Origin of the sequence: Mesorhizobium sp. CA13 (genome assembly GCF_020165235.1) — a bacterium.
In the GTDB taxonomy this organism is placed as follows: Bacteria; Pseudomonadota; Alphaproteobacteria; order Rhizobiales; family Rhizobiaceae; genus Mesorhizobium.
This window is the reverse complement of the sequence record NZ_JAIUHS010000001.1, coordinates 117573-142933: the sequence shown is the minus strand read 5'-3', so window position 1 is coordinate 142933 and position 25361 is coordinate 117573. Positions and strand designations below refer to the sequence as shown.

Sequence of the window (25361 nt, the reverse complement as noted above, 5' to 3'; positions counted from 1 at the left end):
ATCGCTAAGATCGTTGCGGCGGGATCGAATAGGTGCCGGTCGCATGTGCAACCGTTTGTCCCTCCGGGCCGGCGACGATGTCGATATCGAACACCATCAGGCTTCTTCCAAGCTTGAGAATCCGGCAATGGCCCTCGACCGCCCCGGCTTGCGCCTTGCGCACGAAGTTGATGTTGAGATTGGTGGTGACCGAGAGCGCGTCCGGGCCGGCATGAGAGAGCACGCAGGCATAGCCGCCTATGTCGGCAAGCGTGAACAGCGACGGGCCCGACACCGTGTCGCCGGGGCGCAGGTGCCGCCCGGAGGCGTTGAGCCGAACCGTGCAGCCGCCGGGAAACACGTCGAGCACCTCATAGAAGCGGAACTGCTCGTTGAGCTGCGGATAGACGCTATTCATCAACGTGTTGGTTTCGGCCGCGGTCAGCACGGGCGTCAGATTGCTTTGGGCGGGCATGGGCGGTTTCCTATATGAAATATGAGAGCTTCGGGCGAGAGATGCCTGGGCCAAATGTTGCCATGGAGAAAACACGCCGCGCGGCTGCTCTTCAATCGGCAGCATGCTAGTTCTTTTGCTCCATGGCCCGCCAAGCCGGGCAGACAAAGAGGTTTCATATGGCTGAAATCGTCGCCATCAAGCCGGCCGCCGAAGGCCCCGTCCTTGCCAGCCTCGACAAGGGCGTGCTGCGCCTGACGCTTGCCAATCCCCCCGCTAACGCGCTTTCCCTGGCGGCGATGGCGGCGCTGACCGAGGAACTGGACCGTGCCAGGGCCGACAAGGCCGTTCGCGTCATAGTGCTTTCGGCGGCCGGCAAGGTATTCTGCGCCGGCCACGATCTCAAGGAGATGACAGCCCGCCGCGCCGACGCCGATCGCGGCAAGGCCTTCTTCGAAGAGACGTTTGCCGCCTGCGCCACGCTGATGCGGGCGATCGTGCGCCACCCCAAGCCGGTGATCGCCGAAGTCGATGGCCTGGCCACCGCCGCCGGCCTGCAGCTTGTCGCCAGTTGCGACCTCGCCATCGCCTCGCATGAGGCGACCTTCTGCACGCCGGGCGTCAACATCGGCCTGTTCTGCTCGACGCCGATGGTGGCGCTGTCTCGCAACGTCTCGCGCAAGCACGCCATGGAAATGCTCCTGACTGGCGAAACCATCGATGCCGCGACCGCCAAGGAGTTCGGCTTGGTCAACCGCGTCGTGCCGCGCGAGTACCTGAATCAGATTGTCAACAAATACGCGCAAACCATTGCTTCAAAATCATCTTCGGTGGTGAAGACCGGCAAGGAAGCGTTTTACGCGCAGGCCGAGATGGGACTGGCGGATGCCTATGCCTATACCGGCCGGGTCATGGTCGAGAACATGCTGGCGCGTGACGCCCAGGAGGGCATCGGCGCCTTCATCGGCAAACGCAAGCCGGAATGGACCGACGAATAAGGACGAAAATCATGGAGCCGCGCATCTCCATCATCACCATCGCCACCGACGATCTCGATCGTGCGGTGCGCTTCTACGAGACGATGGGCCTGAAGCGCCATGCCGGCATCACCGATGGCGTCGCCTTCTTCCAGATGGGTGGTGTTATCCTCGGCCTGTTCCCGCGCGCCAGCGCCGAGGAGGATTCCGGCATCACCTTCGCCAAGGGGCCTTCCGCCGTCTATCTCGCCTACAACACCCGCTCCGATGCCGAAGTCGACGCGGTGCTTGCGATGGCTGAAAAGGCCGGCGGCCGCATCGTCAAGCCGGCAGGCAGTGCCTTCTGGGGCGGCTGGTACGGCTATTTCGCCGATGCCGACGGACATGTCTGGGAAGTGGCGCACAACCCGGCCTTTCCGATCGCGGAAGACGGCACCATCTCGCTGCCCGATTGATGGCTTACCGCAGGCAGTTGACGCGGCTCAAGGCGCCCTATCTCAAGCGCATTCTGCTCGATTCCGAGCGGGTGACCGATTGGGAAAAATACCCGTGGAACCTGCCGCTGTTTCGCGGTCATGCCTTCGAACTCGAATTCACCACACCGATTACCATCATCGTCGGTGAGAACGGCACCGGCAAATCGACATTGCTCGAGGCGATCGGCGCGCTCGCCGGTTACGACGAAGCCGGAGGCGGCAAGGGCTACCGGCCCGTCGACCATTCCGGCGCCATCGACAAGAGTGGTGCCGCGCTGGCAGACACCTTCCGTGGCCATTGGTTGCCAAAAGTCACCGCCGGCTGGTTCTTTCGCGCCGAATCCTTCTACTCGGTGGCTCGCTATCTCGACCAGGTGGCCCTGGAAGATCCGTTCAAGCCACCTCCGCCCGACTTTCTGTCCTGGTCACATGGCGAAGGGTTCATCCGCTTCTTCGAGGAACGTTGCCGCAGGCAAGGCATCTACATCCTCGACGAGCCCGAAAGTGCGCTGTCTCCATCGCGCCAGATCGAACTTCTCAAGATGCTGCGGCGCATGGACCGGTCGGGCACCGCGCAAGTGATCATGGCGACGCATTCGCCGCTGCTGATGGCCTGTCCCGGCGCCCGGCTGTTCCGCATCAGCCGGTTCGGGCTAGATTCGACCGATTTTCGGGATACGGACCACTTCCGCATGATGCGCGATTTCAGCAGTGATCCTGATGGCTTTCTCGCCGAGGCGTTGTATGAGGACGAGCCATGAATCACGATAGCTATGACAATGCCTACGTCGCCGGCATCCTCAATTCGGTGAAGACCATCGCCATGGTCGGCGCGTCTGCCAACGATGTGCGTCCAAGCTATTTCGTGTTGAAATACCTGCTGGCCAAGGGGTTTGAGGTGTTCCCCATCAATCCGGGCCATGCCGGCAAGCAGATACTCGGCCGCACGGTCTATGGCAGCCTTGCCGAGATTGCGCAGCCCATCGACATGGTCGACATCTTCCGCGCCTCGGCGGCGGTGCCCGGCGTTGTCGACCAGGTGCTGAAGCTCGATCCTCTGCCGAAAGTGATCTGGATGCAGCTCGGCGTGCGCCACGACGAGGCCGCCGCGCGCGCCGAAGCCGCCGGCATCAAGGTGGTGATGAACCGCTGCCCCAAGATCGAATATGGCAAGCTGTCCGGCGAGATCGGCTGGACCGGGGTCAATTCCGGTGTGCTGTCGTCGAAGAAGCCACTGATGCGGTCGGGGTTCCAGAGTTTCGGCGTGCGGCAAAAATAGACAAGGGGAAGGCGCAAAATTATTCCGGCAGGAGCCGCATTTTCCTGCTGCGTGGTCGAAGATGAAACGCCGAAGGGTATTTTCTTCTTTGCATTCGTGGTCGAGCTTGGCCAAGAATGGCCGGCGAATTCAGAATTTTGTTCGAGGGAGGTTTCAGTGACCCGCACGCCCGGTTTCAACACGCTCGCCGTCCATGCCGGCGCCAAACCCGATCCGGCCACCGGCGCGCGCGCCACGCCGATCTACCAGACGACCTCCTTTGTCTTCGACGACGCCGACCATGCCGCCTCGCTGTTCGGGCTGAAGGCCTTCGGCAACATCTACACCCGCATCATGAACCCGACGCAGGCGGTGCTCGAAGAGCGCATAGCGGCGCTCGAGGGCGGCACGGCCGCCCTTGCGGTCGCGTCCGGCCACGCCGCCCAGGTAATCGTGTTCCACAATCTATTGCAGCCGGGCGACAATTTCGTCGCCGCCAACAAGCTCTACGGCGGTTCGATCAACCAGTTCGGCCATGCCTTCAAGAACTTTGGCTGGGAGGTGCGCTGGGCCGAAGCGAACGATCCGTCAACCTTCGAGAACCAGATCGATGACAAGACCAAGGCGATCTTCATCGAGAGTCTGGCCAATCCCGGCGGCACCTTCGTCGATATCGAGAAGATCGGCGACATCGCGCGCAAGCATGGCCTGCCGCTGATCGTCGACAACACGCTGGCCTCGCCCTACCTGATCCGGCCGATCGAGCACGGCGCAGACATTGTCGTCCATTCGCTGACCAAGTTCATTGGCGGTCACGGCAACTCGATCGGCGGCGCCATCGTCGATGGCGGCACGTTCGACTGGTCGAAATCAGGGAAGTACCCGATGCTGTCAGAACCGCGCCCCGAATATGGCGGCCTGGTGCTGCACGAAACCTTCGGCAATTTCGCCTTCGCCATCGCCGCGCGCGTGCTTGGCCTGCGCGATCTCGGCCCGGCGATCTCGCCGTTCAACGCCTTCCTCATTCTGACAGGCCTCGAAACCTTGCCGCTGCGCATGCAACGCCACTGCGACAATGCGATCACCGTCGCGGGTTGGCTGTCCAACCATCCCAAGGTGGCCTGGGTCAACTATCCCGGCCTTCCCAGCGACAAGAACAACGCCCTGCAAAAGAAATACTCGCCGCAAGGCGCCGGCGCGGTCTTCACCTTCGGCCTCAAGGGCGGTTACGAGGCCGGCGTCAAATTCGTCGAAGCGCTGGAGTTGTTCTCGCACTTGGCCAATGTCGGCGACACCAAGTCCTTGGTCATCCATCCGGCGTCGACCACGCACCGACAACTGTCCGACGAGCAGAAGGTCAAGGCCGGTGCGGGACCGGACACGGTGCGGCTGTCCATCGGCATCGAGGACGTCACCGACATCGTCGCCGACCTCGAACAGGCACTCGCCAAAGTTTGATCTATCCTCTCCCTCGTTGGAGGATCGGCGTAAAGCGCCGGGGGTAGGGTGAGCCGGCCCGAGGCCGGTTCTTTCATGGAGGCAAATCCTGTCCGCGCATTACCTGACGATATCGACGGACTCTGTCGACGCCGAAGAAGGCGCGCCGGCGCCCGATCGCCTGATCTCGGGCGATCCGAAATTCCTCACCTGGAATGTCGAGGAGCGCGAAGGCGGCCTTTATGCCGGTATCTGGGAATCGACTCCGGGCAAGTGGCGCATCGTCTACGACGAATGGGAATTCTGTCACATCCTTTCCGGCGTTTCGGTGATCGAAGAGGAGGGTGGCGAAGCGCGCACCGTCAGGGCCGGCGACAGCTTCGTGCTGCGGCCTGGCTTCAAGGGAAGCTGGGAAGTGCTTGAAATCACCCGCAAGCAGTATGTGATCAGGCTGTGATCACTTTGCTGCGCGCAGCTCACAGCCCAGGCCTGCGCTCCTTCAGAAGCCGACGGTGAGCGCTTCCAGCCCGTGGAAATGATACGTGTCGCGGAAGCTCGGGCTTTCGGCAAGACGGAGCTTTGGGTGCCGCTCGAACAAGGTTCTCAGCGACACCTGCAATTCGAGCCGGGCCAGGGGCGCGCCGATGCAGAAATGGATGCCGGCGCCGAACGACACGTTCTTCTGGTCGGCACGATCCGGCCGGAAGGCCCGCGGCTCGGCAAAGGCATGAGGGTCATGGTTGGCCATGCCAAGCAGCAGACCGATCGTCTGGCCGGGCTGCACGACGATCCCGGGAGCGATTTCGATCTCCTGGTAGGCGTAACGCGTGAACATGTGCAGCGGCGCATCGAAGCGCAGGCATTCCTCGACAGCGGCCGCGGTTGCCTCGGGTGAGGTGAAGAAACGCCGCGGGTCGCCGCCTTGTGCAAGGATCGTGCGCACCGCATTGCCGGTCTGGTGCACGGTCGCTTCGTGGCCGGCATTGAGCAGCAGGATCGCCGAGGACACCATTTCGTCTTCCGACAGTTTTTGGCCGTCCTCCTGCGCCGAGATAAGCAGCGACAGCAGGTCATCGCCGGGATTTTTGCGCCGCTCGGCGATGGTGCCGCGCAGGAAATCGGCGAAATCCTGCGCGGCGCGATTGGCCGTCTCCTCGGTCTCGCGGGTACGGCCATGCACGTACATGGCGACCATCTGATGTGACCAGTCGAGCAGTTGCGATCCCATTTCGACCGGCACGCCGAGCATCTCGGCGATGATGGTGATAGGCAGGGGAGAAGCGAAGGCAGGCAGCAGGTCGACTTGCTTGCCCGGCTCGAAACGATCGATCAGTTCGTTGGCGAGCGCCTCCACACGCGGCCGCAACCGTTCGACCTGGCGCGACACGAAGGCGCGGTTGACCAGTGTTCGAAGCCGCGTGTGCACCGGCGGCTCCAGTTCGAGCATGGAATTGGCTTCGATGCCGTCGAATGCCCTGAGATGTGTCCTATCCCGGCCTATGCCACGACTGTCGGGAATGCCCGCTGGGTTCTGGCGGCCGAAGCGGCGGTCGCGCAACAGCTTGTTGACATCGTCGAAGCCGCCAAAGCACCAGCACCCGAATTCTTCCCAGAAAAAGGCGTTCGATGCATCGTGCAGGAACGCGTAGGCCTCGTACGGATCCTGGAAGAAAGCCCGCTCATGCGGGTCAAGCCTCAGGCGACGGGTCGCTGGATCAAAGGCGAGGTAGGATGGCGTCGATTTGGTCATGCCAGACCAATAGCGCGGCTTGCCAGCCTGGTTCCAGACCGTATGTTGGCGCCGCAATCCAATGCGTTGAGCCAGCCGCGACGGCTGCGGAAAGTCTGATTTGATGAATGTGATCGTTGTCGGCGCGGGCATCGCCGGTCTCTCCACCGCATGGTCGCTGGTCAAGGCCGGCCACAGCGTTTCCATCGTCGAGCAGGGGCCGATCCCCAATCCGTTGGCGGCATCCGGCGACCATCACCGCATCATTCGCCGTGCCTACCGGGCCGGGACCGGTTACGGCGGGCTGATCAGCGAGGCCTATGAAGCCTGGGACGAGATGTGGGCCGACCTCGGCGAGAACCATCTCGATTCCAGGGGCTTTCTCTGCGTGTCGCGCGAACCGGGCGACGAAGCCGAGGAATACCGGGAAGGGCTGGAGGAGGGAAACTATCCGTTCGATCTGCTGGAACCCGATGCCGCGGTCGAACGCTGGCCTTTCCTGGAGCCGGGCTCGTTCCGCTATGCCTATTTTTCGCCGGAAGGCGGCGCGCTGCATTGCCGCAAGATCGCGTCCGGCCTGGCCAAGTGGCTGCGCGCCAACGGCGCCAACGTCTACGAGAACAGCAAGGTGACTGCGGTCGACCCCGAGGCAGGGCATATCGTGCTCGCGTCCGGCGAGACGATGCAGGCCGACCGCATCGTCGTCGCTGCGGGCGCCTGGGTGTTGAAACTGTTCCCCGAACTTGGCGGCCAACTGAAGACGTACCGAACCGCGCTCGCCTATGTCGAACCGCCGGCGGACCTCAAGGCCGTCTGGGAAGTTGCGCCCGTGGTCCTCGATGTCGGCGGCAAGACCGACGGCTACATGATCCCGCTGACCCGAGGTGCCGGCATGAAATTCGGTTCAGGCCTGCACAGGGTGCCGACCAGCGACGCCGACTGGAACCGGCAGCCGGTGCCGGGCGAGGGCGAGGCGATCCGCAACCTGTTTTCGCCGCCGATCGCCCGCATCGAGGAGTATGAGGTGACCGAAGTGGTCACCTGCGCCTACACATTCACGGACGATGAGAAATTCCTGGCGCATGAGACGGGCAAGTGCATGATCGTCTCGGCCTGCTCGGGCCATGGCTATAAATTCGGGGCGGCGGTCGGCAGGCGCGTGGCGGCGGCTGTCGACGATGGCGATATTGCCGGCCTGAAACGTTGGCTGCGAGCCGAAATCGCCTGAATTCAGTCCTGACAATGCCTTGGAATATGCACGCGCCGCCAGCCGGATGAGCCTTCGCGCACCAGCACGCGCCGCGGGACGGTCTGGTAGGCGGCGGGAATGTCGATGACGCGCCTTTGTTCCGGTCGCACCAGCACCTCCTCGGCGATCCTGTCATATTGCGCCGGAATGACGACGCGCCGTGTGCGCTCCGGCCGGACCACCACCGTTTCGGCGACGCGTTCATAGCGCGCCTTGTGCCGGACCTTGCACAGCACCTTGCGGCCGTGGATGACGCGCCATTCCCAGGAATAGCCGCCATCGTCGACCTTGACTGTGTGATAGACGGTGCGGGTGATTGCGGGCACCACCTCATAGGTCACCTGTGCCGGAACGGTCATCACCACGCGCTCGCGCGTGCCGTAGATCGGCGCTTCATAGTCGACCTGCTGGCTGGGCGGGCTGACCATCACGTCCTCGTACACCGTGTCATAGACATCAGGCGTGCGGACCGGCTCATAGCATTCGACGGCGCGGCCGCCCGCGGCCGTCTGAGAAATCGAGCCGAGCATGGTCAGCCCGGCCATGGCGAAGCATGCGGTTTTCCTGGACATGACATTCCCCCTGTTGAACCGCGGACACAAGTTCAACGTTGAATTGTAGGGGAAGCGGTCCGCCAGAAAAGCGGTTTCGGCGCATTTCGTTAAGCGAAGCGGTTAAGAAACTGCTACCTGTCGTCTGCCGCAGGTGCCGTCGCGGGCCTGCGGAAGCATCCGCGGCTGCGAATCTTGGCTGGAAAGCTTGATTCGACTTACCCAGATGGCTAGGACGGGTCGGCCTTGCACAAGGATGAGCCGGCATCCTATTTACGCAATAACGATCCAGAACCGATTCTGCCCGAGTTGCCAGCATGTCCGGCGCCGGAATCCCACCGCGAGACAAGAGATAACGAATGAAGAACCCCGTCGAAACCTACATGAACCTCGTTCCGATGGTGGTCGAACAGACCAATCGCGGCGAGCGGGCCTACGACATTTTCTCGCGCCTCCTCAAGGAGCGCATCATTTTCATCACAGGTCCGGTCGAGGACGGCATGGCGACGCTGGTCTGCGCGCAGCTCCTGTTCCTCGAAGCCGAGAACCCGAAGAAGGAAATCAACCTCTACATCAATTCGCCCGGTGGCGTCGTCACCTCGGGCATGGCCATCTACGACACCATGCAATTCATCAAGCCGGCCGTGTCGACGCTGTGCATCGGTCAGGCGGCCTCCATGGGCTCGCTGCTCCTGACCGCCGGCCACAAGGACATGCGCTTCGCCACGCCGAACGCCCGCATCATGGTTCATCAGCCGTCCGGCGGCTTCCAGGGCCAGGCGTCCGACATCGAGCGTCATGCCCAGGATATCATCAAACTGAAGCGCCGCCTCAACGAGGTGTACGTCAAGCACACCGGCAAGAGCTACGACGAGATTGAAAAGACGCTCGACCGCGACCATTTCATGACCGCGGACGAGGCTAGGGACTTCGGCCTGATCGACAAGGTCATTTCGTCGCGCGAAGCGGCCGAAGGGGCGCTGGCATAACGGCATATTGGCAGTTGGATAGCGGCATTACGCGCTTTTGGCGCATCTTGCGGCATTTCGGCCACAATTGGCTGTTCCCTCGACGGTCGGGATTGCCTACGTTAAGGCTATGTTGATTTTCGACGGCTTAGCTTTGTGTGGGGTTGCTGCGAATCATTGCCACGTTTTCTGATTTGTGTTTCGTACGGAATACGTTGCGGGAGCCGGGATACTGGCGGCGGCGGATTCCCGCGATAAATAGAGTATGCGCCCTTTCAGCCAGACCATCGGCGGGCGGCCATGAAAGGACATGAAAATGAGCAAAGTCGGCAACAACAGCGGCGATTCCAAGAACACGCTTTATTGCTCGTTTTGCGGCAAAAGCCAGCATGAAGTGCGCAAGCTGATCGCCGGCCCGACGGTCTTCATCTGCGACGAATGCGTCGAGCTGTGCATGGACATCATCCGCGAGGAGAACAAGACCTCGATGGTGAAGTCGCGCGAGGGCGTGCCGACCCCGCAGGAGATCCTCAAGGTTCTCGACGACTACGTCATCGGCCAGCCCTACGCCAAGCGCGTGCTCTCGGTGGCCGTCCACAATCACTACAAGCGCCTCGCCCATGCCGGCAAGAACAACGATGTCGAACTGGCCAAGTCCAACATCCTGTTGATAGGCCCGACCGGTTGCGGCAAGACGCTGCTGGCGCAGACGCTCGCCCGCATCATCGATGTGCCCTTCACCATGGCCGATGCCACGACGCTGACCGAGGCCGGCTATGTCGGCGAGGATGTCGAGAACATCATCCTGAAGCTGTTGCAGTCGGCCGACTACAATGTCGAACGCGCCCAGCGCGGCATCGTCTACATCGACGAGATCGACAAGATCTCGCGCAAGTCCGACAACCCGTCCATCACCCGCGACGTGTCGGGCGAGGGCGTGCAGCAGGCGCTGTTGAAGATCATGGAAGGCACTGTGGCCTCCGTACCGCCGCAGGGCGGCAGGAAGCATCCGCAGCAGGAGTTCCTGCAGGTCGACACCGCCAACATCCTGTTCATCTGCGGCGGCGCCTTCGCCGGGCTGGACAAGATCATCTCGGATCGTGGCCGCAAGACCTCGATCGGCTTCGGCGCCACCGTGGCATCGCCCGAGGATCGTCGCACCGGCGATGTCTTCCGCCTTGTGGAGCCAGAGGATCTCTTGAAGTTCGGCCTCATTCCCGAGTTTGTCGGCCGTCTGCCGGTCCTGGCGACGCTGGAAGACCTCGACGAGCCGGCGCTGATCCAGATCCTGACCGAGCCGAAGAACGCATTGGTCAAGCAATACCAGCGGCTGTTCGAGATGGAGAATGTCGACCTGACCTTCCACGAGAACGCATTGTCTGCGATCGCCAAGCGCGCCATCGAGCGCAAGACCGGCGCGCGCGGCCTGCGCTCCATCATGGAAGCGATCCTGCTCGACACCATGTTCGAACTGCCGGCGCTCGAAGGCGTGCGCGAAGTGGTGATTTCGGAAGAAGTGGTGACCGGCAGTGCCCGGCCGCTCTACATCTATTCCGAACAGAAGGAAAAGAAGGGCAATGTCAGCGCCTGACATGCCACTTGGCCCCATATTTTTGTGGAACGGCGCCCTCGGGGCGCCGTTTTGCCATGAGGGGCATGTGAGCTTCGCGAGGGAATGGAAAGCCGGCGATGTTAACTCTTGATCTTTGGCCCTCTGGCATCCACCTATCACGAGAAGGCCGAGGTGCCCGATTTCTGTGCTGTAAAACTCCCGTCACAAACGGTGGTAGGCGGAACGATCCCCGGTCGTTAATATAAGATTCGCGGTTGGCCTAATGGCGGCCGCGACATGAAAGGTTGGACAATGGCCAAAATAACCAAGGCTCCCAGCGACGGCGTCTTCGCAGTCCTCCCACTGCGCGACATCGTGGTGTTCCCGCACATGATCGTTCCGCTCTTTGTCGGGCGTGAAAAGTCGATCAAGGCCCTGGAAGAGGTGATGGGTCAGGAAAAGCAGATCCTGCTCGCCACCCAGATGAATGCCGCCGATGACGATCCGGAGCCCGACGCCATCTTCGATATCGGCACGCTCGCCAACGTGCTGCAATTGCTGAAGCTGCCCGACGGCACCGTCAAGGTGCTGGTCGAAGGCGCCTCGCGTGCGAAAATCACAGCGTTCACCGACCGTCCCGACTTCCATGAGGCCCGCGCTACCGCGCTGGTCGAGCCGGAAGAGGAAGAGGTCGAGGTCGAGGCGCTGGCTCGTTCGGTCGTCGCCGACTTCGAGAACTACGTCAAGCTCAACAAGAAGATCTCGCCCGAGGTGGTTGGCGCCGCCAGCCAGATCGACGACTATTCCAAGCTCGCCGACACGGTCGCTTCACACCTCGCCATCAAGATCCCCGAGAAGCAGGAGATGCTGGCCACGCTCTCGGTCAAGGAGCGGCTGGAAAAGGCCATGGGCTTCATGGAGGCCGAGATCTCCGTCCTGCAGGTGGAGAAGCGCATCCGCTCGCGCGTCAAGCGCCAGATGGAGAAGACGCAGCGCGAATACTACCTCAACGAGCAGATGAAGGCGATCCAGAAGGAGCTCGGCGAAGGCGAGGATGGCCGCGACGAGGCCGCCGAGATCGAGGCCCGCATCAAGAAGACCAAGCTCTCCAAGGAGGCCCGCGAAAAGGCGGAAGCCGAATTGAAGAAGCTGAGGACGATGTCGCCTATGTCGGCGGAATCCACTGTGGTGCGCAATTATCTCGACTGGATCCTGTCGATCCCGTGGGGCAAGAACTCCAAGGTCAAGCAGGACCTGGCGTTCGCGCAGAACGTGCTCGACACCGACCATTTCGGTCTCGACAAGGTCAAGGACCGCATCGTCGAGTATCTCGCCGTGCAAAGCCGCCAGAAGAAGCTCAAGGGGCCCATCCTGTGCCTCGTCGGCCCTCCCGGCGTCGGCAAGACGTCGCTCGGCAAGTCGATCGCCAAGGCAACCGGCCGCGAGTTCATCCGCATGGCGCTGGGCGGCGTGCGTGACGAGGCCGAGATCCGCGGTCACCGCCGCACCTATATCGGCTCGATGCCCGGCAAGGTCATCCAGTCGATGAAGAAGGCGAAGAAATCCAATCCGCTCTTCCTGCTCGACGAGATCGACAAGATGGGCCAGGATTTCCGCGGCGATCCGTCGTCGGCGCTGCTGGAGGTGCTCGACCCCGAGCAGAACTCGACGTTCATGGACCACTATCTCGAGGTCGAGTACGACTTGTCGAGTGTGATGTTCGTGACGACGGCGAACACGCTGAACATCCCTGCGCCCTTGATGGACCGCATGGAAATCATCCGTATCGCCGGCTACACCGAGGACGAGAAGATCGAGATTGCCAAGCGGCATTTGCTGCCCAAGGTGGTGCGCGATCACGCTCTGCAGCCGAAGGAGTTCTCCGTCAGTGAGGACGCGATCCGCGCCATCATCCAGACCTACACCCGCGAAGCGGGCGTCAGGAGCCTGGAGCGCGAGCTGATGAAGCTCGGGCGCAAGGCGGTGACCGAGATCCTGAAGACGAAGAAGAAGACTGTGAACATCACGGCGGACAATCTCGCCGACTATCTCGGTGTTCCGCGCTTCCGCTTCGGTCAGGTCGAGGCAGACGACCAGGTCGGCGTCATCACCGGACTTGCCTGGACGGAAGTCGGCGGCGAGCTGCTGACGGTCGAAGGCGTCATGATGCCCGGCAAGGGTCGCATGACGGTGACCGGCAATCTGCGCGACGTGATGAAGGAATCGATTTCGGCGGCGGCCTCCTATGTCCGCTCGCGCGCTCTCGATTTCGGCATCGAGCCGCCGCTGTTCGACAAGCGCGACATCCACGTCCACGTGCCAGAGGGTGCCACGCCCAAGGATGGGCCGTCGGCCGGTGTGGCGATGGCGACCGCGATCGTCTCCGTGCTGACCGGCATTCCGGTCAGGGCCGATGTCGCCATGACCGGCGAGATCACGCTGCGCGGCAGGGTGCTGCCGATCGGCGGTCTGAAGGAGAAGTTGCTTGCCGCACTGCGCGGCGGCATCAAGAAGGTGCTGATCCCGGAAGACAACGCCAAGGATCTGGCGGATATTCCTGACAACGTGAAGAACGGTATGGAGATCATCCCGGTCTCGCGGGTCGGCGAGGCGTTGCGCCACGCGCTGGTGCGTATGCCGGAGCCAATCGAATGGGTCGAACCGGTCAATTCTCCTGCCGCGACGGACACTGCGGATGACGCCGGAAAGTCGCTTGCGCATTAGTTCTTGCTAAAGTTGCAGCGCACAAACAGAAAGCCGGGCCTCGCGCCCGGCTTTTTCATGTGAAAAACCCCGGAATTCCGGGCTTTTTTCCATTCTTTCCCGGCTTTTCGACTTGGTTGCGCGAGCGCTTCTTTCTAAAGTCCGTTTCCTGCCGGATGAGTCGTGAGTTCCGGTGTTCTCATGGAAGGGAATTTTTATGAACAAGAACGAACTGGTGTCCGCTGTCGCCGACGCCGCGAGCATTTCGAAGGGTGACGCGCAGTCGGCTGTCGATGCGGTATTCTCCGTCATCACCGGCGAACTGAAGAAGGGCGGCGATGTCCGGCTTGTCGGCTTTGGCAATTTCACCGTGTCAAAGCGTGCGGCCTCGACCGGTCGCAACCCTCAGACCGGCGCCGAAGTGAAGATCCCGGCGCGCACCGTGCCGAAGTTCTCGGCCGGCAAGGGTCTCAAGGACGCCGTCAATTAAGCGCCTTTTTTAAAATTTCAAAATATCAGAAAAGCCGGGGCAAGCCCCGGCTTTTCTTTTGCGCTGGTAGTGGTGGATGGGGTCGCGATGGCGAGCTACGCGGTCGGCGCGTCCGCCCGCATCAGGCCGTCCTTCTTCAGGTCGGCCCAGAGTGCCGCAGGCAGTTTCGCATCGAGCAGCGACCGGTTGCTTTCGACCTCGCTTGGCCGCTGGCCACCGGGGATCACCGACACGACGGACGGATGCAGCAACGGGAACTGCAGCGCTGCCTCGATCAGGCGCACGTCATGGCGCCGGCAGACCGCCTCGATGCGCGCCACCCGGTCGAGCACGTCCTGCGGCGCTTCGGTGTAGTTGTAGAAGGCACCCGGCTTCGGCCCCGTGGCCAGGATGCCGGAATTGTAGGGACCGCCCAAAACGATACCGATGCCGCGCTTCTGGCAGAGCGGCAGGAAGGATGTCAGCGCCTCCTGCTCGAGCAGCGTATAGCGGCCGGCAAGCAGGAACAGGTCGAAATCACCGCGCTCGGCCAATGTCTGGGCAACCTGCCATTCGTTGATGCCGCCGCCGAAGGCCTTGATGACGCCCTGGTCGCGCAAGGCAAGCAGCCCGTAATAGCCGGAGCGCATAAACTCCTCTATGCGCTGGTCGGACGCTTCCTTGCTGCCATGAGTGAAGATGTCGACGTCGTGCACGAACAGAATGTCGATGCGGTCGACGCCGAGCCGTTCCAGGGACGCTTCGAAGGAGCGCATCACGCCGTCATAGCTGTAGTCGTAGACCTCCTTGCGCGACGGCGTGTCGAAGAACTTGCCGATGCCGGTGCGCTCTTGCGGCGGACAGGCGCGCATGATGCGGCCGACCTTGCTCGACAGCACGTAGTCGTCGCGCATCTTGCCGCGCAGGAAGGGATTGAGCCGCGTCTCCGACAGGCCAAGCCCATAGAGCGGCGCGGTGTCATAGTAGCGGCAGCCGGTCGCCCATGCAGCCTCCAGCGTCGCATTGGCGTCCTCGTCCGAGACGGCGCGGTAGAGGTTGCCAAGCGGCGCCGTGCCGAAGCCGAGTTCGGTGAAGCTGATGCCGCCATTGCCGATGCGGTCGAAATACCGTGTCTTCATATCCTGCCGTTTGCCTCATTGATTTGTCTGACATGACACTATCACGCTCGTGGCACAGCAAAAGCGCGCAGGGGCGTTGGACACGGATTTTCGCGGTGATACCATGAATAAAAACAAGCTGTTCGGGGAGAGACGTGACCGGGAATTTCCACTCTTCTTCGACCTTGGGTCGTTGGACGGCACCGCCATGAGCGATGCGGGCTCGCAGATGTTCAGGACCGCTCTGGACGAGCTCGGCACTGTGCTGGCGCGCGTTGACGACGGCCGGATCGATGCCGCCTGCGGGATGCTCGCAGGAGCACGGCAGATCGTCGTCTATGGCTGCGGCCGCGAGGCCTTGCAGGTCAAGGGCTTCGCCATGCGGCTCCATCATCTGGGCCTGCCGGTGTCGGTGGTCGGCGACATGACGACGCCGCCCGTGGGACCGGGCGATGTCTTCTTCGTCAGTTCCGGGCCTGGAGAAACCGCGACCGTACTGACCCTGATGCAGGTGGCGCGCCAGGCCGGCGCGACGGTTCTGCTTCTGACCGCCCAGCCGGGTGGCAGTGCAGCACGCTTGGCCGACTTCGCGCTGCTCGTGCCGGCGCAGACCATGGCCGACGACCAGGGCCCGCAAAAAACATCGGTCCTGCCGATGGGATCGGTGTTCGAAGGCGCACTGTTCCTGCTGTTCGAGGTCATGGTGCTGAAGCTCAGGGGTTTGACCGCGGCCTCGCCGGAGGCGATGCGGGCCCGCCACACCAATATGGAGTAGTGCGATGCGCTATGAGCTGATGCTGCCGCACCAGATCCGCAAGGCGATCGCTCAGAACTGGCCGGTCGCGCTGCCGCTCGGCGTGCTCGAATACCATGGCGAGCACATGGCGGTCGGCATGGACACGCTGGCGGTCGTCAAGACGCTGGAGCTGTTCGAGAAGGAGCGGGAGATCGTCATCCTGCCGCCATTCTACTACGGCGCGGCGAGCTACGCCGTGGCGCCGCCGGAGGGCACCGGCTCGGTGCAGGTCGGCGGCAATCAACTGGCCCCCTTCGCGGAAGAACTGTTCTACAGCCTGCTGCGCATCGGTTTTCGCAACATCCATGCCATAATCCACCACCAGACCGAGAATTTCGCCGCCGGCATGCCGACCGATCTCGCCTTCAAGACCGCCGGCCGCCAGGCGATCTTCCGCTTCCTCGAAAAGCAGCGTGGCGAGGGCTGGTGGGGGTCCGACGCGATGGCCGACTACTATGCCGGACACGCCGCGGGTGAAAACTTCTTCAACTGGGTGCAGGTGCATCCTCTGATGCCGGCCGCGATGAACGGCAAGTACCCGTTCGACCATGCCGGCATCGGCGAGACCTCGCTGATGCTGGCGCTATGCCCCGAAGCTGTCGATGCCGGCCATTTCGCCGACAATACGAGCTGGTATACGGCCAGCGCTCCGGATGCCTCGGCTGCGCTCGGAGCAGAGGGCGTGGTGATGATCCTCGATCATTTGCGGGCGATATTGGGGCGCTGACGGGACGGTTCTGCCTTCTCCCCTTGTGGGAGAAGGTGTCGCCGAAGGCGAAGGATGAGGGGTGTTCCAGGGAACGCCGACGTCTCACTTCGCTGGAACACCCCTCATCCGTCTCGGCGCTGCGCGCCGATCCACCTTCCCCCACAAGGGGGGAAGGAAGGAGCGCCGCCTATTTCACCGCTCCCGCGGTCATGCCCATGATCAGGTAGCGCTCCAGCGCGATGCCGATGACGGCCAAGGGCGCGATTGCCGCCGTGGCAAGCGCCGCCATCGACCACCAGTTGATGCCTTGCGAACCGGTCTGGCTCGCCACCATGACCGGAATTGTCTTGGCGTCGGTCGAGGTCAAAAGGGCAGCGAAGAAATACTCGTTCCAGCACAGCACCATCGCCAGGATGAAAGCCGCGACCATGCCGGGCAGGGCGATCGGCATGACGATGCGAAAGAACGCGCCCCAGATCGACAACCCGTCGACAAGGGCCGCTTCCTCGAGCTCGACGGGGATGGAATTGAACTGGTCGCGCATGATCCAGATGACGATTGGCAGCACCATCAGCGTGTAGAGCAGGATCAGCCCGATGCGCGTGTCGAGCAGTCCGACTTCGCGGTAAAGCACCAGGAACGGCAGTGCGAGCACGACTGGCGGCAGGATGAGCTGCGACAGGAAGAAGAAGGAAATGTCCTCGTTCTTGAACCAGGCGAAGTGATAGCGATAGCGTGTAAGGCCGTAGGCGGCGAGGCTGCCGATGACGATGGCCAGGCTCGACGCGCCGACCGAAGTGATGACCGAATTCATGAAGCGCTTGAAGAATTCGTCGCGGACGGTCGACGTCTGGAAGATCGAATCCGGCGACAGGCCAAGCGATCGCCAGCCCTTCCAGTCCGGCTGGAAGTCGATGAAGGGGATGAGATGGCCCTGGGTCACGTCTACCGCCGACTTGAACGAGGTCGTGATCGTCCAGTAGATCGGAAACAGGCAGATGAAGGCCCAGAACACCAGCGCGCCATAGATGAAGACGCGGCTGGCGATGAAGCTCGCCGGCGAGCGGATTTCGGAGACGGTGTAGTCGGTGGTCTGGACGCTCATGATCCCTGCCGCACTAGTTCACATTGCGCACGAAGCGGTTGGCGACCTTCAGCAGCCAGGTCACGAACACCACGATGATGACGAGATAGGCCATCGCCAGCATCGTGCCGTAGCCGACATTGGAACGGTCCCGGTACTCGCGATAAATAAAGCTCGACACGGAATCGGTGGCGCCGCCGGGACCACCCGAGGTGACCGTGATGATGATGTCTGCCAGTTTCAGCTTGAAGATGATGCGCAGCACGACCGCGGTCACCGACACCGGCAGCATCAGCGGGAAGGTGACCTGCCAGAAGGTCTGCCAGGCCGTGGCGCCGTCGACGCGCGCGGCCTCCAGCACCTCGCGTGACATCGCCTGCAGGCCGGCGAGCAGCATGATCATCATGAAGGGGATGAAGGTCCAGGCGTCGAGCATCATGATCGAGATGCGGGCGGTGATCGGGTTGGAGAAGAAGGCGGGGTTGTCCCAGCCGAGGTGGCGGGCCAGTGTCGCCGCCGGTCCGAACCGGTACTCCATCAGCGATTTGCCGATCATCCAGGATACCGCGACCGGTGACAGCATCAGCGGCATCAGGAAGACGACGCGGAAGAATTTGCGCGCCCGGATCTGCGCGTTGAGCAGCAGCGCCAGGCCGAAGGCGATGACATATTCGACCAGCACCGCCAGCACATAAAGCACCATGTTGAACAGCGCGTTGCGGTAATAGGGATCGCCGAGCATCTGCCAGAAATTGTCGAGCCCGTTGAACTTGCGGCCCGAGAATGAACTCAGGTTCCAGTCGGTCAGCGCGATGTAGAAGCCGAACAAGGTCGGGAAGATCACCATGGCGATGGTGAACAGCAGCGCCGGCAGCAGGAACAGCGCACGCTGGCCGTCTTCGCCGCGCGTCAGCACCTGGCCGACGCCGAGCGCCACGCCCCACAACACATAGGCGTAGACCACGGGCCGCCATGTCTCGAAGCCGATCGTGTCGACCTCGCTCTTGTAGAGGATTTGCACCAGGATCGTTGCCAGAAGGCCGAGCGTCGCGACGGCCATCAGGGACCAACCAAGGCGTTTGCGGCCGGGCGGGATCAGGTCGTTCGGTACGGAATTTGCCGGCCACGCATTCGTGGTCGAAGTCTGGTCAGCCACGCCTCTTGCCTCATTTGCGCAAATGACCGGCCGAAGCCGGCCGAGATACGGCCCGACGACGACGTTCCGCCGGGCCGTGATCCATCATAACGCCTGCCTACAGGCCGAGCGAGGCCTTGTAGAGCTTGATCTGGTTGTCGCGGCCGATCTGGTCGGTCAGCTTCTCCCAGGCGACGGCAATGGCGTCTGCGCCCTCCTGCGCCTTCATCTTGCCGGCGAAGGTGTTTGCCAGAATGTCCTCGGCGGCTGAATAGTACTGGAAGATGCCGGGGATGCGTGGCTCGATCGCCGCGTTCGGGTGGTTGTAGCTGTCCGATTCCGACTTGAGATAGGAGGTGATGAAGGCTTCGTCATAGCCCGCCGCCACCCACTCCGGAATGTCGAAATGCGAGTTGCGGTAGGGCTGAAAGCCCGACGGGTACATCGCCGTCCAGATCGACAGGTCCTTGCCGCCGAGATGGGCGGCGGCGGACCATGCCGCCTTCTTCTTCTTCTCGTCGCTGTCGACGCGGGCCATGACGTATACGCCCCAGCCGAGATAGGCGCAGTTCGGCGCATAGTTCGGTCCGCTGGCGAGTTTGTCCCACTGCCCGGTCTTGGAGTTGTAGACGTCGTCGGAGCCGGGCAGGATCGAGAAGCCGGTGACGTCGCCCACGACGGAGGAGTCGTTGGTCTTGACGTTCGAGCCGACATCGCCCCACCAGGTGACCATCGAGCCGGTGCCGGCCAGGAACTGCTGGAAGGCGGTGGTGTTCGGATCGGCGTTGATCTGGTCGGCGGGCTCCGAAGGCAGCGCGTCGATCACGTCCTGTATGGCGCGCACCCAGGCCGGATTGTTGATGCGCGGCTTCATCGTGTCGGCGTCGAACAGCCAGGCCTTGTCGTCGGGGTGCTTGGCGTAGGCGGTGGCGCGGCTGCCAAGGAAATAGAAGCCGAATCCGCCCCAGGGTTTCGGTGCGTCGAGATAGCCGTAGACGTCCTGACCCTTGACCTGCTTGCCCTTGAGGAACTTGGTGACCGCCTGGACCTGCTGCCAGGTCTTCGGCACGCCCCATTCGCCGCCGCCGCCGCCGTCCTTCCAGGCCTTGGCGAGATCGGCATCGGAAAACACATCGGTACGGTAATTGAAATTATGCGCGTCGCCGTCGACGGTCACGCGGTACTGCTTGCCGTTCCAGGTGCCGACAGGCGGCTTCAGATAATTGACGAGGTCGTCGAAATCGATCTGGGTCTTGACCCAGTCGGGCATCTCGGACGTGAGGCCCTTGCCGCAGACGTCGCCCTCGAAGGGCGCGCCCATCTCGATGATGTCGAAGTCGACCGTGCCGGTGGCGATCGACTGCTGCAGGCGGGCATTGTAGTCGGCCTGCGCCAGGTCGATCCAGTTGATCTTGGCGCCGGTATAGGTTTCCCAGGGCTTCAGGAAGCCGCGGAACAGCACATTGTGCAGGTTCTGGTTGTTGAGGCCCATGAAGGTAAGCTCGACGCCGGCGAATTCGCCTTCCTTGACATTGGCCTTGGTCGCCTCGAGGCAGAGCTCGCCGACCTTCTGGAAGTCGGCGTCGGTCGGCTGACCCTTGCCCACGCCGGGGATCTGCAGGATTTTCGAGCGCAGCTCGCTGGCGGCGGAGGCCGGGCGCGTGAGGGCGCCGAGCCCGGCGCCGGATGCGGCAGCGATCGCGGCCATCGAGGCCGCGCCCTTCAATATGTCGCGTCGGGTTGCCCCCGCGCGGACCAGCGTTTCGTAGAGACCTGTTTTCATCGATGTTCCTCCCAGAATATCTGTTGTGAATGTGGCCAAATTTCTCAGGCGCTGGAGCGCCAAACGATTCTCCCGGTTCGGAAACGAACGATGCAGGACCCCACCTGCTCGATTGAAGTTCCGTTTTTTTGGTTCGGGCGACCGGTATTCGGACCAGCGCCCGTCACTATTCTCGCAACCAAACGCCGTGTCAACGAGACCGGGTTTTTGTCGGGAAGAGACCGGCTTGCCCTGGCAGGTCGCGTTGGTTAGCTTCTGCGCATACGGCAATGGAGCCGACGGGGGAGATATGGCTCAAGTCGCGATCAGCAAAGTGGCCAAGGCGTTTGGAACCGTCAAGGTTCTGCACGAAGTCAGCGTCGATATATCTGACGGCCAATTCGTGGTGCTGGTCGGTCCTTCGGGTTGCGGCAAGTCCACGCTGCTGAGAATGGTGGCCGGGCTGGAGACCGTCTCCGGCGGCACGATCGCCATCGGCGACCGTGTGGTCAACCACTTGCCGCCGGCCAAGCGCGACATCGCGATGGTGTTCCAGAACTATGCGCTCTATCCGCACAAGACGGTGGAGCAGAATATGGCTTTCGCGCTCAAACTGCGCAAAACCGATCCGGCCGTGGTTGCCGAGCGGGTCAAGCGCGCCGCCGACATCCTCGACCTCAACCCTTACCTGAAACGCTATCCCCGGCAGCTTTCCGGCGGCCAGCGCCAGCGCGTCGCCATGGGCCGCGCCATCGTGCGCAACCCGCAGGTGTTCCTGTTTGACGAGCCGCTCTCAAATCTCGACGCCAAGCTGCGCGTGCAGATGCGCACCGAGATCAAGGAATTGCACCAGCGGCTGAAGACCACCACGATCTACGTCACGCACGACCAGATCGAAGCCATGACCATGGCCGACAAGATCGTGGTGATGCGCGACGGCCGCATCGAGCAGGTCGGCGCGCCGCTGGAATTGTTCGACCGGCCTGCCAACCTGTTCGTCGCCGGCTTCATTGGCTCGCCGTCGATGAACCTGCTCAAGGGCGTCGCGCGCAAGGGCGGCGTCGACATTGCCGGATCCCTGTTTCCCGTCGCGCCCGGCAGCGCCATGGAGGAAGGGCGCGCGGTCGTCTATGGCGTGCGCCCGGAGCATCTCGAGATCCATGCCGATGGCGTGCCTGCCAAGATTTCGGTGGTCGAGCCGACTGGTTCGGAAACCCTGGTCTTCCTGCGTTTCGGGGACGGCGAGATGGTCGCGCTGTTCCGCGAGCGCCACGACTTCAAGCCCGGCGATACGCTCAAGCTCAGGCCGCGGCTCGACCACATCCATCTGTTCGATGCCGAGACCGGCAGGCGTCTCTGACCTCAAACTCATTTCACGAGGAAATATCATGCTCAAAGGGATCAATCCGCTCCTCAATGCCGACGTGCTCCAGGCATTGCGGGCGATGGGACACGGCGACGACCTGATTATCGCCGACACCAACTTCCCCTCCGATTCAGTGGCGCGCCAGACGGCGCTCGGGCGGCTGCTGCGCATCGATGCGCCGGCGGCGCAAGTCGTGAAGGCGGTGCTGTCGCTCTACCCGCTGGATACGTTCGTCGACGATTCAGCCGCGCGCATGGAGATCGTCGGCAAGCCGGACGAGATCCCGCCCGTCCAGCAGGAAGTGCAAAAGGAGATCGACGCCGCCGAGGGCAAGCCGTGGCCGATGCTGCCGGTCGAGCGCTACGCTTTCTACGAGCGCGCCAAGCAGGCCTATTGCGTCATCCAGACCGGCGAACGCCGGTTCTACGGCTGCTTCGCCTTCCGCAAGGGCGTGGTCCCGCCGGATGCGGAGTAGCGGCATGGTGGCCGGCAAGCCGATCCTCATCCTCGGAGTCTTTGTCGCCGACACGGCCTATCGCGCCGCGCGGCAGCCGCGCATGGGCGAGACGATCCTCGGAACGTCCTTTACCCTCGGTCCCGGCGGCAAGGGTTCTAACCAGGCGGTTGCTGTCGGCAAGCTTGGCGCCGATGTAACCTTTCTCACGCGCCTCGGCGTCGATGCCTTCGCCGACATGGCCAAGCGCACCTGGAAGGACGCCGGCGTGAAGAATGCCGTGATCGACACGCCCGATAGCTATACGGGCGCCGCCTATATCTTCGTCGAGGAGGGCACCGGCAACAACGCCATCATCGTCAGCCCCGGCGCGGCGATGCTGATCTCGCCCGACGACATCGAGGCCAATGCCGCCTTGATTCGTGGCGCCGGCGTCTTCGTGACGCAACTCGAACAGCCCATCGAGGCGGCTCTGCGGGCGCTGGAGATCGCGCGCGGGGCAGGGGTGACGACCATCCTCAACCCGGCTCCGGCGGCCAAACTCCCCCACCGCATCTATTCGCTCTGCGACTACCTCACGCCCAACGAGACGGAGACTGAGGAGTTGACCGGCATGAAGGTTGCCTCGCTCGACGACGCCCGGCGCGCCGCCGGCAAGCTGCTCGAAAAGGGTGTCGGCACGGTCATCGTAACGCTGGGCGAGAAGGGCGCGCTCCTTCACTCGAAGAATCGCTCCGACCATGTCCCGGCCGTCAGCGCGGGGCCGGTGGTCGAGACCACTGGAGCGGGAGACGCCTTCAATGGCGGGCTGGCCGCAGCACTTTCGCGAGGCGTGGAGCCGTTGCAGGCGGTGCGCTTTGCCTGTGCGGTAGCCGGCATTTCGGTGACGCGACCCGGCACGGCGCCATCGATGCCGACGCTGCAGGAGGTTGAGGCCCTGCTCGGCAGCGTTTGACAGCTTGATCGCATCCGGGATCGATCCTGGCGAAGCCAAGCGCGAGGCCAAAGACGCAACGCCTGTGCTTCGGTTCGGAGCTCTGTGACCGATATATGGAAGTGGCAAAGGCGGGTGCCATTCTGACAAGGTTCGATAGGCCCAAGAAGGACTCCATCTTACAAATTGACATCGGCCGCATCGATCCGCGGACGACTGGATCGGCGAATGGGGACCTGAAATCAGCGGGCAAGTCAGGTCGTGTTTCCTCGTCAGCCTTTTTTCGACTTCAGTGCGCGCCCCTCGAACTGTTCAGGCTTCAGAAGGCCGGTTTTCCCGTGTGAGAAATTCGCAGGCGCAACGAACGCTTTCCCAACGGGCATCGCCGTTGCAAGTCAATGTGCGTAGTGCAGGGGTCGCATGAGCAATCAAGGAAGCGGCAACGGTGCATCACTCAAGGTCCGCAGGTAGGCAATGAGGTCTGCTCTCTGGTTCTCGTCCTTTAAACCCGGAAAAGACATGTCCGTGCCGGGCAAAGTGAGTGCGGGATTCGAGATGAAGAGATTGAGCTCCTCAAAGGTCCAATTGCCTCCAGCGTCTTTCAGAGCCGACGAATACTGGACATCGCCTTGTGCACCTTTCTGGCGCCCGACGATGTCCCATAGACTGACCTTCTTGGGCACCCTGACGCCCGGCGAAAGATGACAGGCCACGCAGGTGCTGTCGAAAATGTCCTTGCCCAATTGGGCGTTTGCCGATGCAAGGCGTGGTGAAATCGGCGCGATGGCCGGTCGGGCGGCGCCATGACTGCGCAAATAGGCCGCGACGTCCTCGTGGCCGCTGACCTTGGCCAGATGTATGGGCGGGCTTCCGTTCGACGTCAGCGCGTTGACGTCTGCTCCGGCTTCGACAAGATGGATGACGCACTGGAGGCAGCCATTTTCAGCAGCCACGTGCAGCGGCGTCTGCGCTTTCGCCACCTGATTTGGATCGGCCCCACCATCGAGCAACAATTTGACGATGTCAGCGTGCCCGCCCTTGTTGGCGGTATAGAGGGGCGTTCTCTGCCAACTGACGGGCAGGTTAACGTCCGCTCCACGCTTGATCAGAAGTTTTGCCAGCTCCACATTTCCGCGTTCGCAGGCGATGTAGAGCGGCGTAACTCCGTCGAATTCGTTTACATTGGCGCCCTTGTCCAGGGCGGCAACCACCGCCGCCAGGTCGCCATTCTTGACCAGATCACCCAAGCTGCTCGCTTGGGCAGGCAGGGTCAGAAGCCAGAGGGCCCACGAAGCCCGTAGCACCCACATGCGTCCCCGCTCGATCATTGTATCCTCCCTGAGCTGCTTGTCCCGGGCACTCAACAAGACTGACCTGCAATTTAGCGGAAAGGAACGATTTAGTACATGCTAATGTAATTGCGGGGCATTGCGACCCGCCTTTGTGTGAGGTGAGAATACGCACTCTCGGGTTTCGAGAATATAGCTGCCGTCAATCTAAGAGCAGCCGCGGCTCACCGCGTTCCTTGCGGCAGCATGGAATGTGGTGCTTTGAATTCCTCATTGCGGCGGTGCGGCCGCAACCGCACTTTTCTTGCCCAGGAATCCGCTTGCGAATGGGCATGGGGCCTGAAATCGGCAAGCTGGCGCCCACCGAAGTCGACGTCGTCTGGCAGCCTCGCTGTGGATGTTGTATGGTGGGCGATGACGGGCTCGAACCGCCGACATCTTCGGTGTAAACGAAGCGCTCTACCAACTGAGCTAATCGCCCGCTCCGGGCCGGACCTTTAAGCGGTCGGGGCCAGCTTCGCAAGGCCAAATGAGCGTGGGACGCCGTGGTTGGGGGCCGTATTTGCGAACAAAACGCCGGCTGTCAAAAAACCTTCTCCAGTTTGATGTTATGATGGTTTCGTGCGCTTGACACCCGGTGGCGAACCCCTTATCCAGCGCCCCAACGACGAACACGGCTGACACGTGCTCGTCAATGCGCGGGTGTAGCTCAGTTGGTTAGAGTGCCGGCCTGTCACGCCGGAGGTCGCGGGTTCGAGCCCCGTCACTCGCGCCATTTCTCTCAAGGGGAACAAGCCCTTGGCTTCGGAGAAATGTCGACGTTGAATGTCAAAATATCTTCTTGTCGGAGATAGTCCAGACCTTGCGGGTCAGGGATTTGACCCTACGCGTGCTGAACTGCGGCCCTGCTTG

24 protein-coding genes and 2 tRNA genes are annotated in these 25361 nt (G+C 62.3%); 17 read left to right on the top strand and 9 right to left on the bottom strand.

What is annotated here, in order from left to right:
- Positions 1-4: 4 nt before the first annotated feature.
- Positions 5-454: a PaaI family thioesterase gene (locus LB566_RS00780; protein ID WP_140549049.1), complete on the bottom strand. Its 450-nt coding sequence runs from the start codon at positions 452-454 to the stop codon at positions 5-7.
- A gap of 158 nt (positions 455-612) precedes the next feature.
- On the opposite strand from LB566_RS00780, the gene LB566_RS00775 reads away from it, so the two are divergent.
- The 6 genes from LB566_RS00775 (at position 613) to LB566_RS00750 (ending at position 5038) form a co-directional block, all read left to right on the top strand.
- Positions 613-1431, top strand: coding sequence for an enoyl-CoA hydratase (locus tag LB566_RS00775; RefSeq protein WP_224622474.1), 819 nt, complete (start codon positions 613-615; stop codon positions 1429-1431).
- 11 nt (positions 1432-1442) lie between these two features.
- Positions 1443-1865 (top strand): VOC family protein, encoded by a 423-nt coding sequence (locus tag LB566_RS00770; RefSeq protein ID WP_224622472.1) that lies wholly within the window; start codon positions 1443-1445, stop codon positions 1863-1865.
- Positions 1865-2647, top strand: a complete 783-nt coding sequence (locus LB566_RS00765; RefSeq protein WP_224622470.1) for an AAA family ATPase — start codon at positions 1865-1867, stop codon at positions 2645-2647. Before LB566_RS00770 ends, LB566_RS00765 begins: the two co-directional genes overlap by 1 nt.
- Positions 2644-3165 (top strand): CoA-binding protein, encoded by a 522-nt coding sequence (locus LB566_RS00760; RefSeq protein ID WP_224622468.1) that lies wholly within the window; start codon positions 2644-2646, stop codon positions 3163-3165. Before LB566_RS00765 ends, LB566_RS00760 begins: the two co-directional genes overlap by 4 nt.
- A gap of 156 nt (positions 3166-3321) precedes the next feature.
- Entirely contained in the window at positions 3322-4602 is a 1281-nt protein-coding gene (locus LB566_RS00755; protein ID WP_224622466.1) for an O-acetylhomoserine aminocarboxypropyltransferase, read from the top strand.
- A gap of 88 nt (positions 4603-4690) precedes the next feature.
- A complete protein-coding gene (locus tag LB566_RS00750; RefSeq protein ID WP_263497999.1) occupies positions 4691-5038 on the top strand; it encodes a cupin domain-containing protein in 348 nt (115 codons plus the stop codon).
- 42 nt (positions 5039-5080) lie between these two features.
- Here the strand turns inward: LB566_RS00750 and LB566_RS00745 are convergent, their stop codons facing one another.
- Entirely contained in the window at positions 5081-6331 is a 1251-nt protein-coding gene (locus LB566_RS00745; protein ID WP_224623607.1) for a cytochrome P450, read from the bottom strand.
- 103 nt (positions 6332-6434) lie between these two features.
- Between LB566_RS00745 and LB566_RS00740 the strand changes: the two genes are divergently transcribed.
- Positions 6435-7538 carry an NAD(P)/FAD-dependent oxidoreductase gene (locus LB566_RS00740; protein ID WP_224622464.1) on the top strand — a complete coding sequence of 368 codons (1104 nt, stop codon included), beginning with the start codon at positions 6435-6437 and terminating at the stop codon, positions 7536-7538.
- Between the two features lie 2 nt (positions 7539-7540).
- Here the strand turns inward: LB566_RS00740 and LB566_RS00735 are convergent, their stop codons facing one another.
- Complete coding sequence (locus LB566_RS00735) at positions 7541-8131, bottom strand: hypothetical protein (protein WP_224622463.1); 591 nt, start codon at positions 8129-8131, stop codon at positions 7541-7543.
- A gap of 338 nt (positions 8132-8469) precedes the next feature.
- Here LB566_RS00735 and LB566_RS00730 point away from each other — a divergent pair, with 338 nt between their 5' ends.
- From LB566_RS00730 to LB566_RS00715, 4 genes are all read left to right on the top strand, one after another.
- Complete coding sequence (locus tag LB566_RS00730) at positions 8470-9099, top strand: ATP-dependent Clp protease proteolytic subunit (RefSeq protein WP_140549039.1); 630 nt, start codon at positions 8470-8472, stop codon at positions 9097-9099.
- 295 nt (positions 9100-9394) lie between these two features.
- A complete protein-coding gene (gene clpX, locus LB566_RS00725) occupies positions 9395-10669 on the top strand; it encodes an ATP-dependent Clp protease ATP-binding subunit ClpX (RefSeq protein ID WP_140493939.1) in 1275 nt (424 codons plus the stop codon).
- Positions 10670-10942: 273 nt separating this feature from the next.
- The gene (lon, locus tag LB566_RS00720; protein WP_140549038.1) at positions 10943-13354 is read left to right on the top strand and encodes an endopeptidase La; all 2412 of its coding nucleotides are present in this window, start codon (positions 10943-10945) and stop codon (positions 13352-13354) included.
- A 196-nt stretch (positions 13355-13550) separates the two neighbouring features.
- Positions 13551-13823 (top strand): HU family DNA-binding protein, encoded by a 273-nt coding sequence (locus LB566_RS00715; protein WP_006201846.1) that lies wholly within the window; start codon positions 13551-13553, stop codon positions 13821-13823.
- A 95-nt stretch (positions 13824-13918) separates the two neighbouring features.
- On the opposite strand, the gene LB566_RS00710 is transcribed toward LB566_RS00715, so the two are convergent.
- Positions 13919-14941 (bottom strand): aldo/keto reductase, encoded by a 1023-nt coding sequence (locus tag LB566_RS00710; protein WP_224622461.1) that lies wholly within the window; start codon positions 14939-14941, stop codon positions 13919-13921.
- A gap of 187 nt (positions 14942-15128) precedes the next feature.
- Here LB566_RS00710 and LB566_RS00705 point away from each other — a divergent pair, with 187 nt between their 5' ends.
- Together LB566_RS00705 and LB566_RS00700 are read left to right on the top strand one after the other, a co-directional pair.
- A complete protein-coding gene (locus LB566_RS00705) occupies positions 15129-15695 on the top strand; it encodes an SIS domain-containing protein (protein ID WP_224623606.1) in 567 nt (188 codons plus the stop codon).
- 4 nt (positions 15696-15699) lie between these two features.
- Positions 15700-16443: a creatininase family protein gene (locus tag LB566_RS00700; RefSeq protein ID WP_224622459.1), complete on the top strand. Its 744-nt coding sequence runs from the start codon at positions 15700-15702 to the stop codon at positions 16441-16443.
- Positions 16444-16612: 169 nt separating this feature from the next.
- On the opposite strand, the gene LB566_RS00695 is transcribed toward LB566_RS00700, so the two are convergent.
- The 3 genes from LB566_RS00695 to LB566_RS00685 all read right to left on the bottom strand — a co-directional run bounded on the left by LB566_RS00695 (position 16613) and on the right by LB566_RS00685 (position 20427).
- Entirely contained in the window at positions 16613-17530 is a 918-nt protein-coding gene (locus tag LB566_RS00695) for a carbohydrate ABC transporter permease (protein ID WP_224622458.1), read from the bottom strand.
- 13 nt (positions 17531-17543) lie between these two features.
- On the bottom strand, positions 17544-18665 hold the full coding sequence (locus LB566_RS00690; RefSeq protein ID WP_224622456.1) for a carbohydrate ABC transporter permease: 1122 nt from the start codon (positions 18663-18665) through the stop codon (positions 17544-17546).
- A 97-nt stretch (positions 18666-18762) separates the two neighbouring features.
- Entirely contained in the window at positions 18763-20427 is a 1665-nt protein-coding gene (locus LB566_RS00685; protein WP_224622454.1) for an ABC transporter substrate-binding protein, read from the bottom strand.
- 289 nt (positions 20428-20716) lie between these two features.
- On the opposite strand from LB566_RS00685, the gene LB566_RS00680 reads away from it, so the two are divergent.
- The 3 genes from LB566_RS00680 to rbsK are packed head-to-tail and all read left to right on the top strand — an operon-like array spanning position 20717 to position 23181.
- Entirely contained in the window at positions 20717-21766 is a 1050-nt protein-coding gene (locus LB566_RS00680) for an ABC transporter ATP-binding protein (RefSeq protein ID WP_224622452.1), read from the top strand.
- 28 nt (positions 21767-21794) lie between these two features.
- The gene (locus LB566_RS00675; protein WP_140515764.1) at positions 21795-22247 is read left to right on the top strand and encodes an RbsD/FucU family protein; all 453 of its coding nucleotides are present in this window, start codon (positions 21795-21797) and stop codon (positions 22245-22247) included.
- 4 nt (positions 22248-22251) lie between these two features.
- A complete protein-coding gene (rbsK, locus tag LB566_RS00670; protein WP_224622450.1) occupies positions 22252-23181 on the top strand; it encodes a ribokinase in 930 nt (309 codons plus the stop codon).
- A 407-nt stretch (positions 23182-23588) separates the two neighbouring features.
- Here the strand turns inward: rbsK and LB566_RS00665 are convergent, their stop codons facing one another.
- Both LB566_RS00665 and LB566_RS00660 read right to left on the bottom strand, forming a co-directional pair.
- The gene (locus LB566_RS00665; RefSeq protein ID WP_224622448.1) at positions 23589-24488 is read right to left on the bottom strand and encodes an ankyrin repeat domain-containing protein; all 900 of its coding nucleotides are present in this window, start codon (positions 24486-24488) and stop codon (positions 23589-23591) included.
- A 366-nt stretch (positions 24489-24854) separates the two neighbouring features.
- Positions 24855-24930: transfer RNA gene (locus LB566_RS00660), tRNA-Val, on the bottom strand.
- 217 nt (positions 24931-25147) lie between these two features.
- On the opposite strand from LB566_RS00660, the gene LB566_RS00655 reads away from it, so the two are divergent.
- Positions 25148-25224: transfer RNA gene (locus tag LB566_RS00655), tRNA-Asp, on the top strand.
- Positions 25225-25361 lie beyond the last annotated feature (137 nt).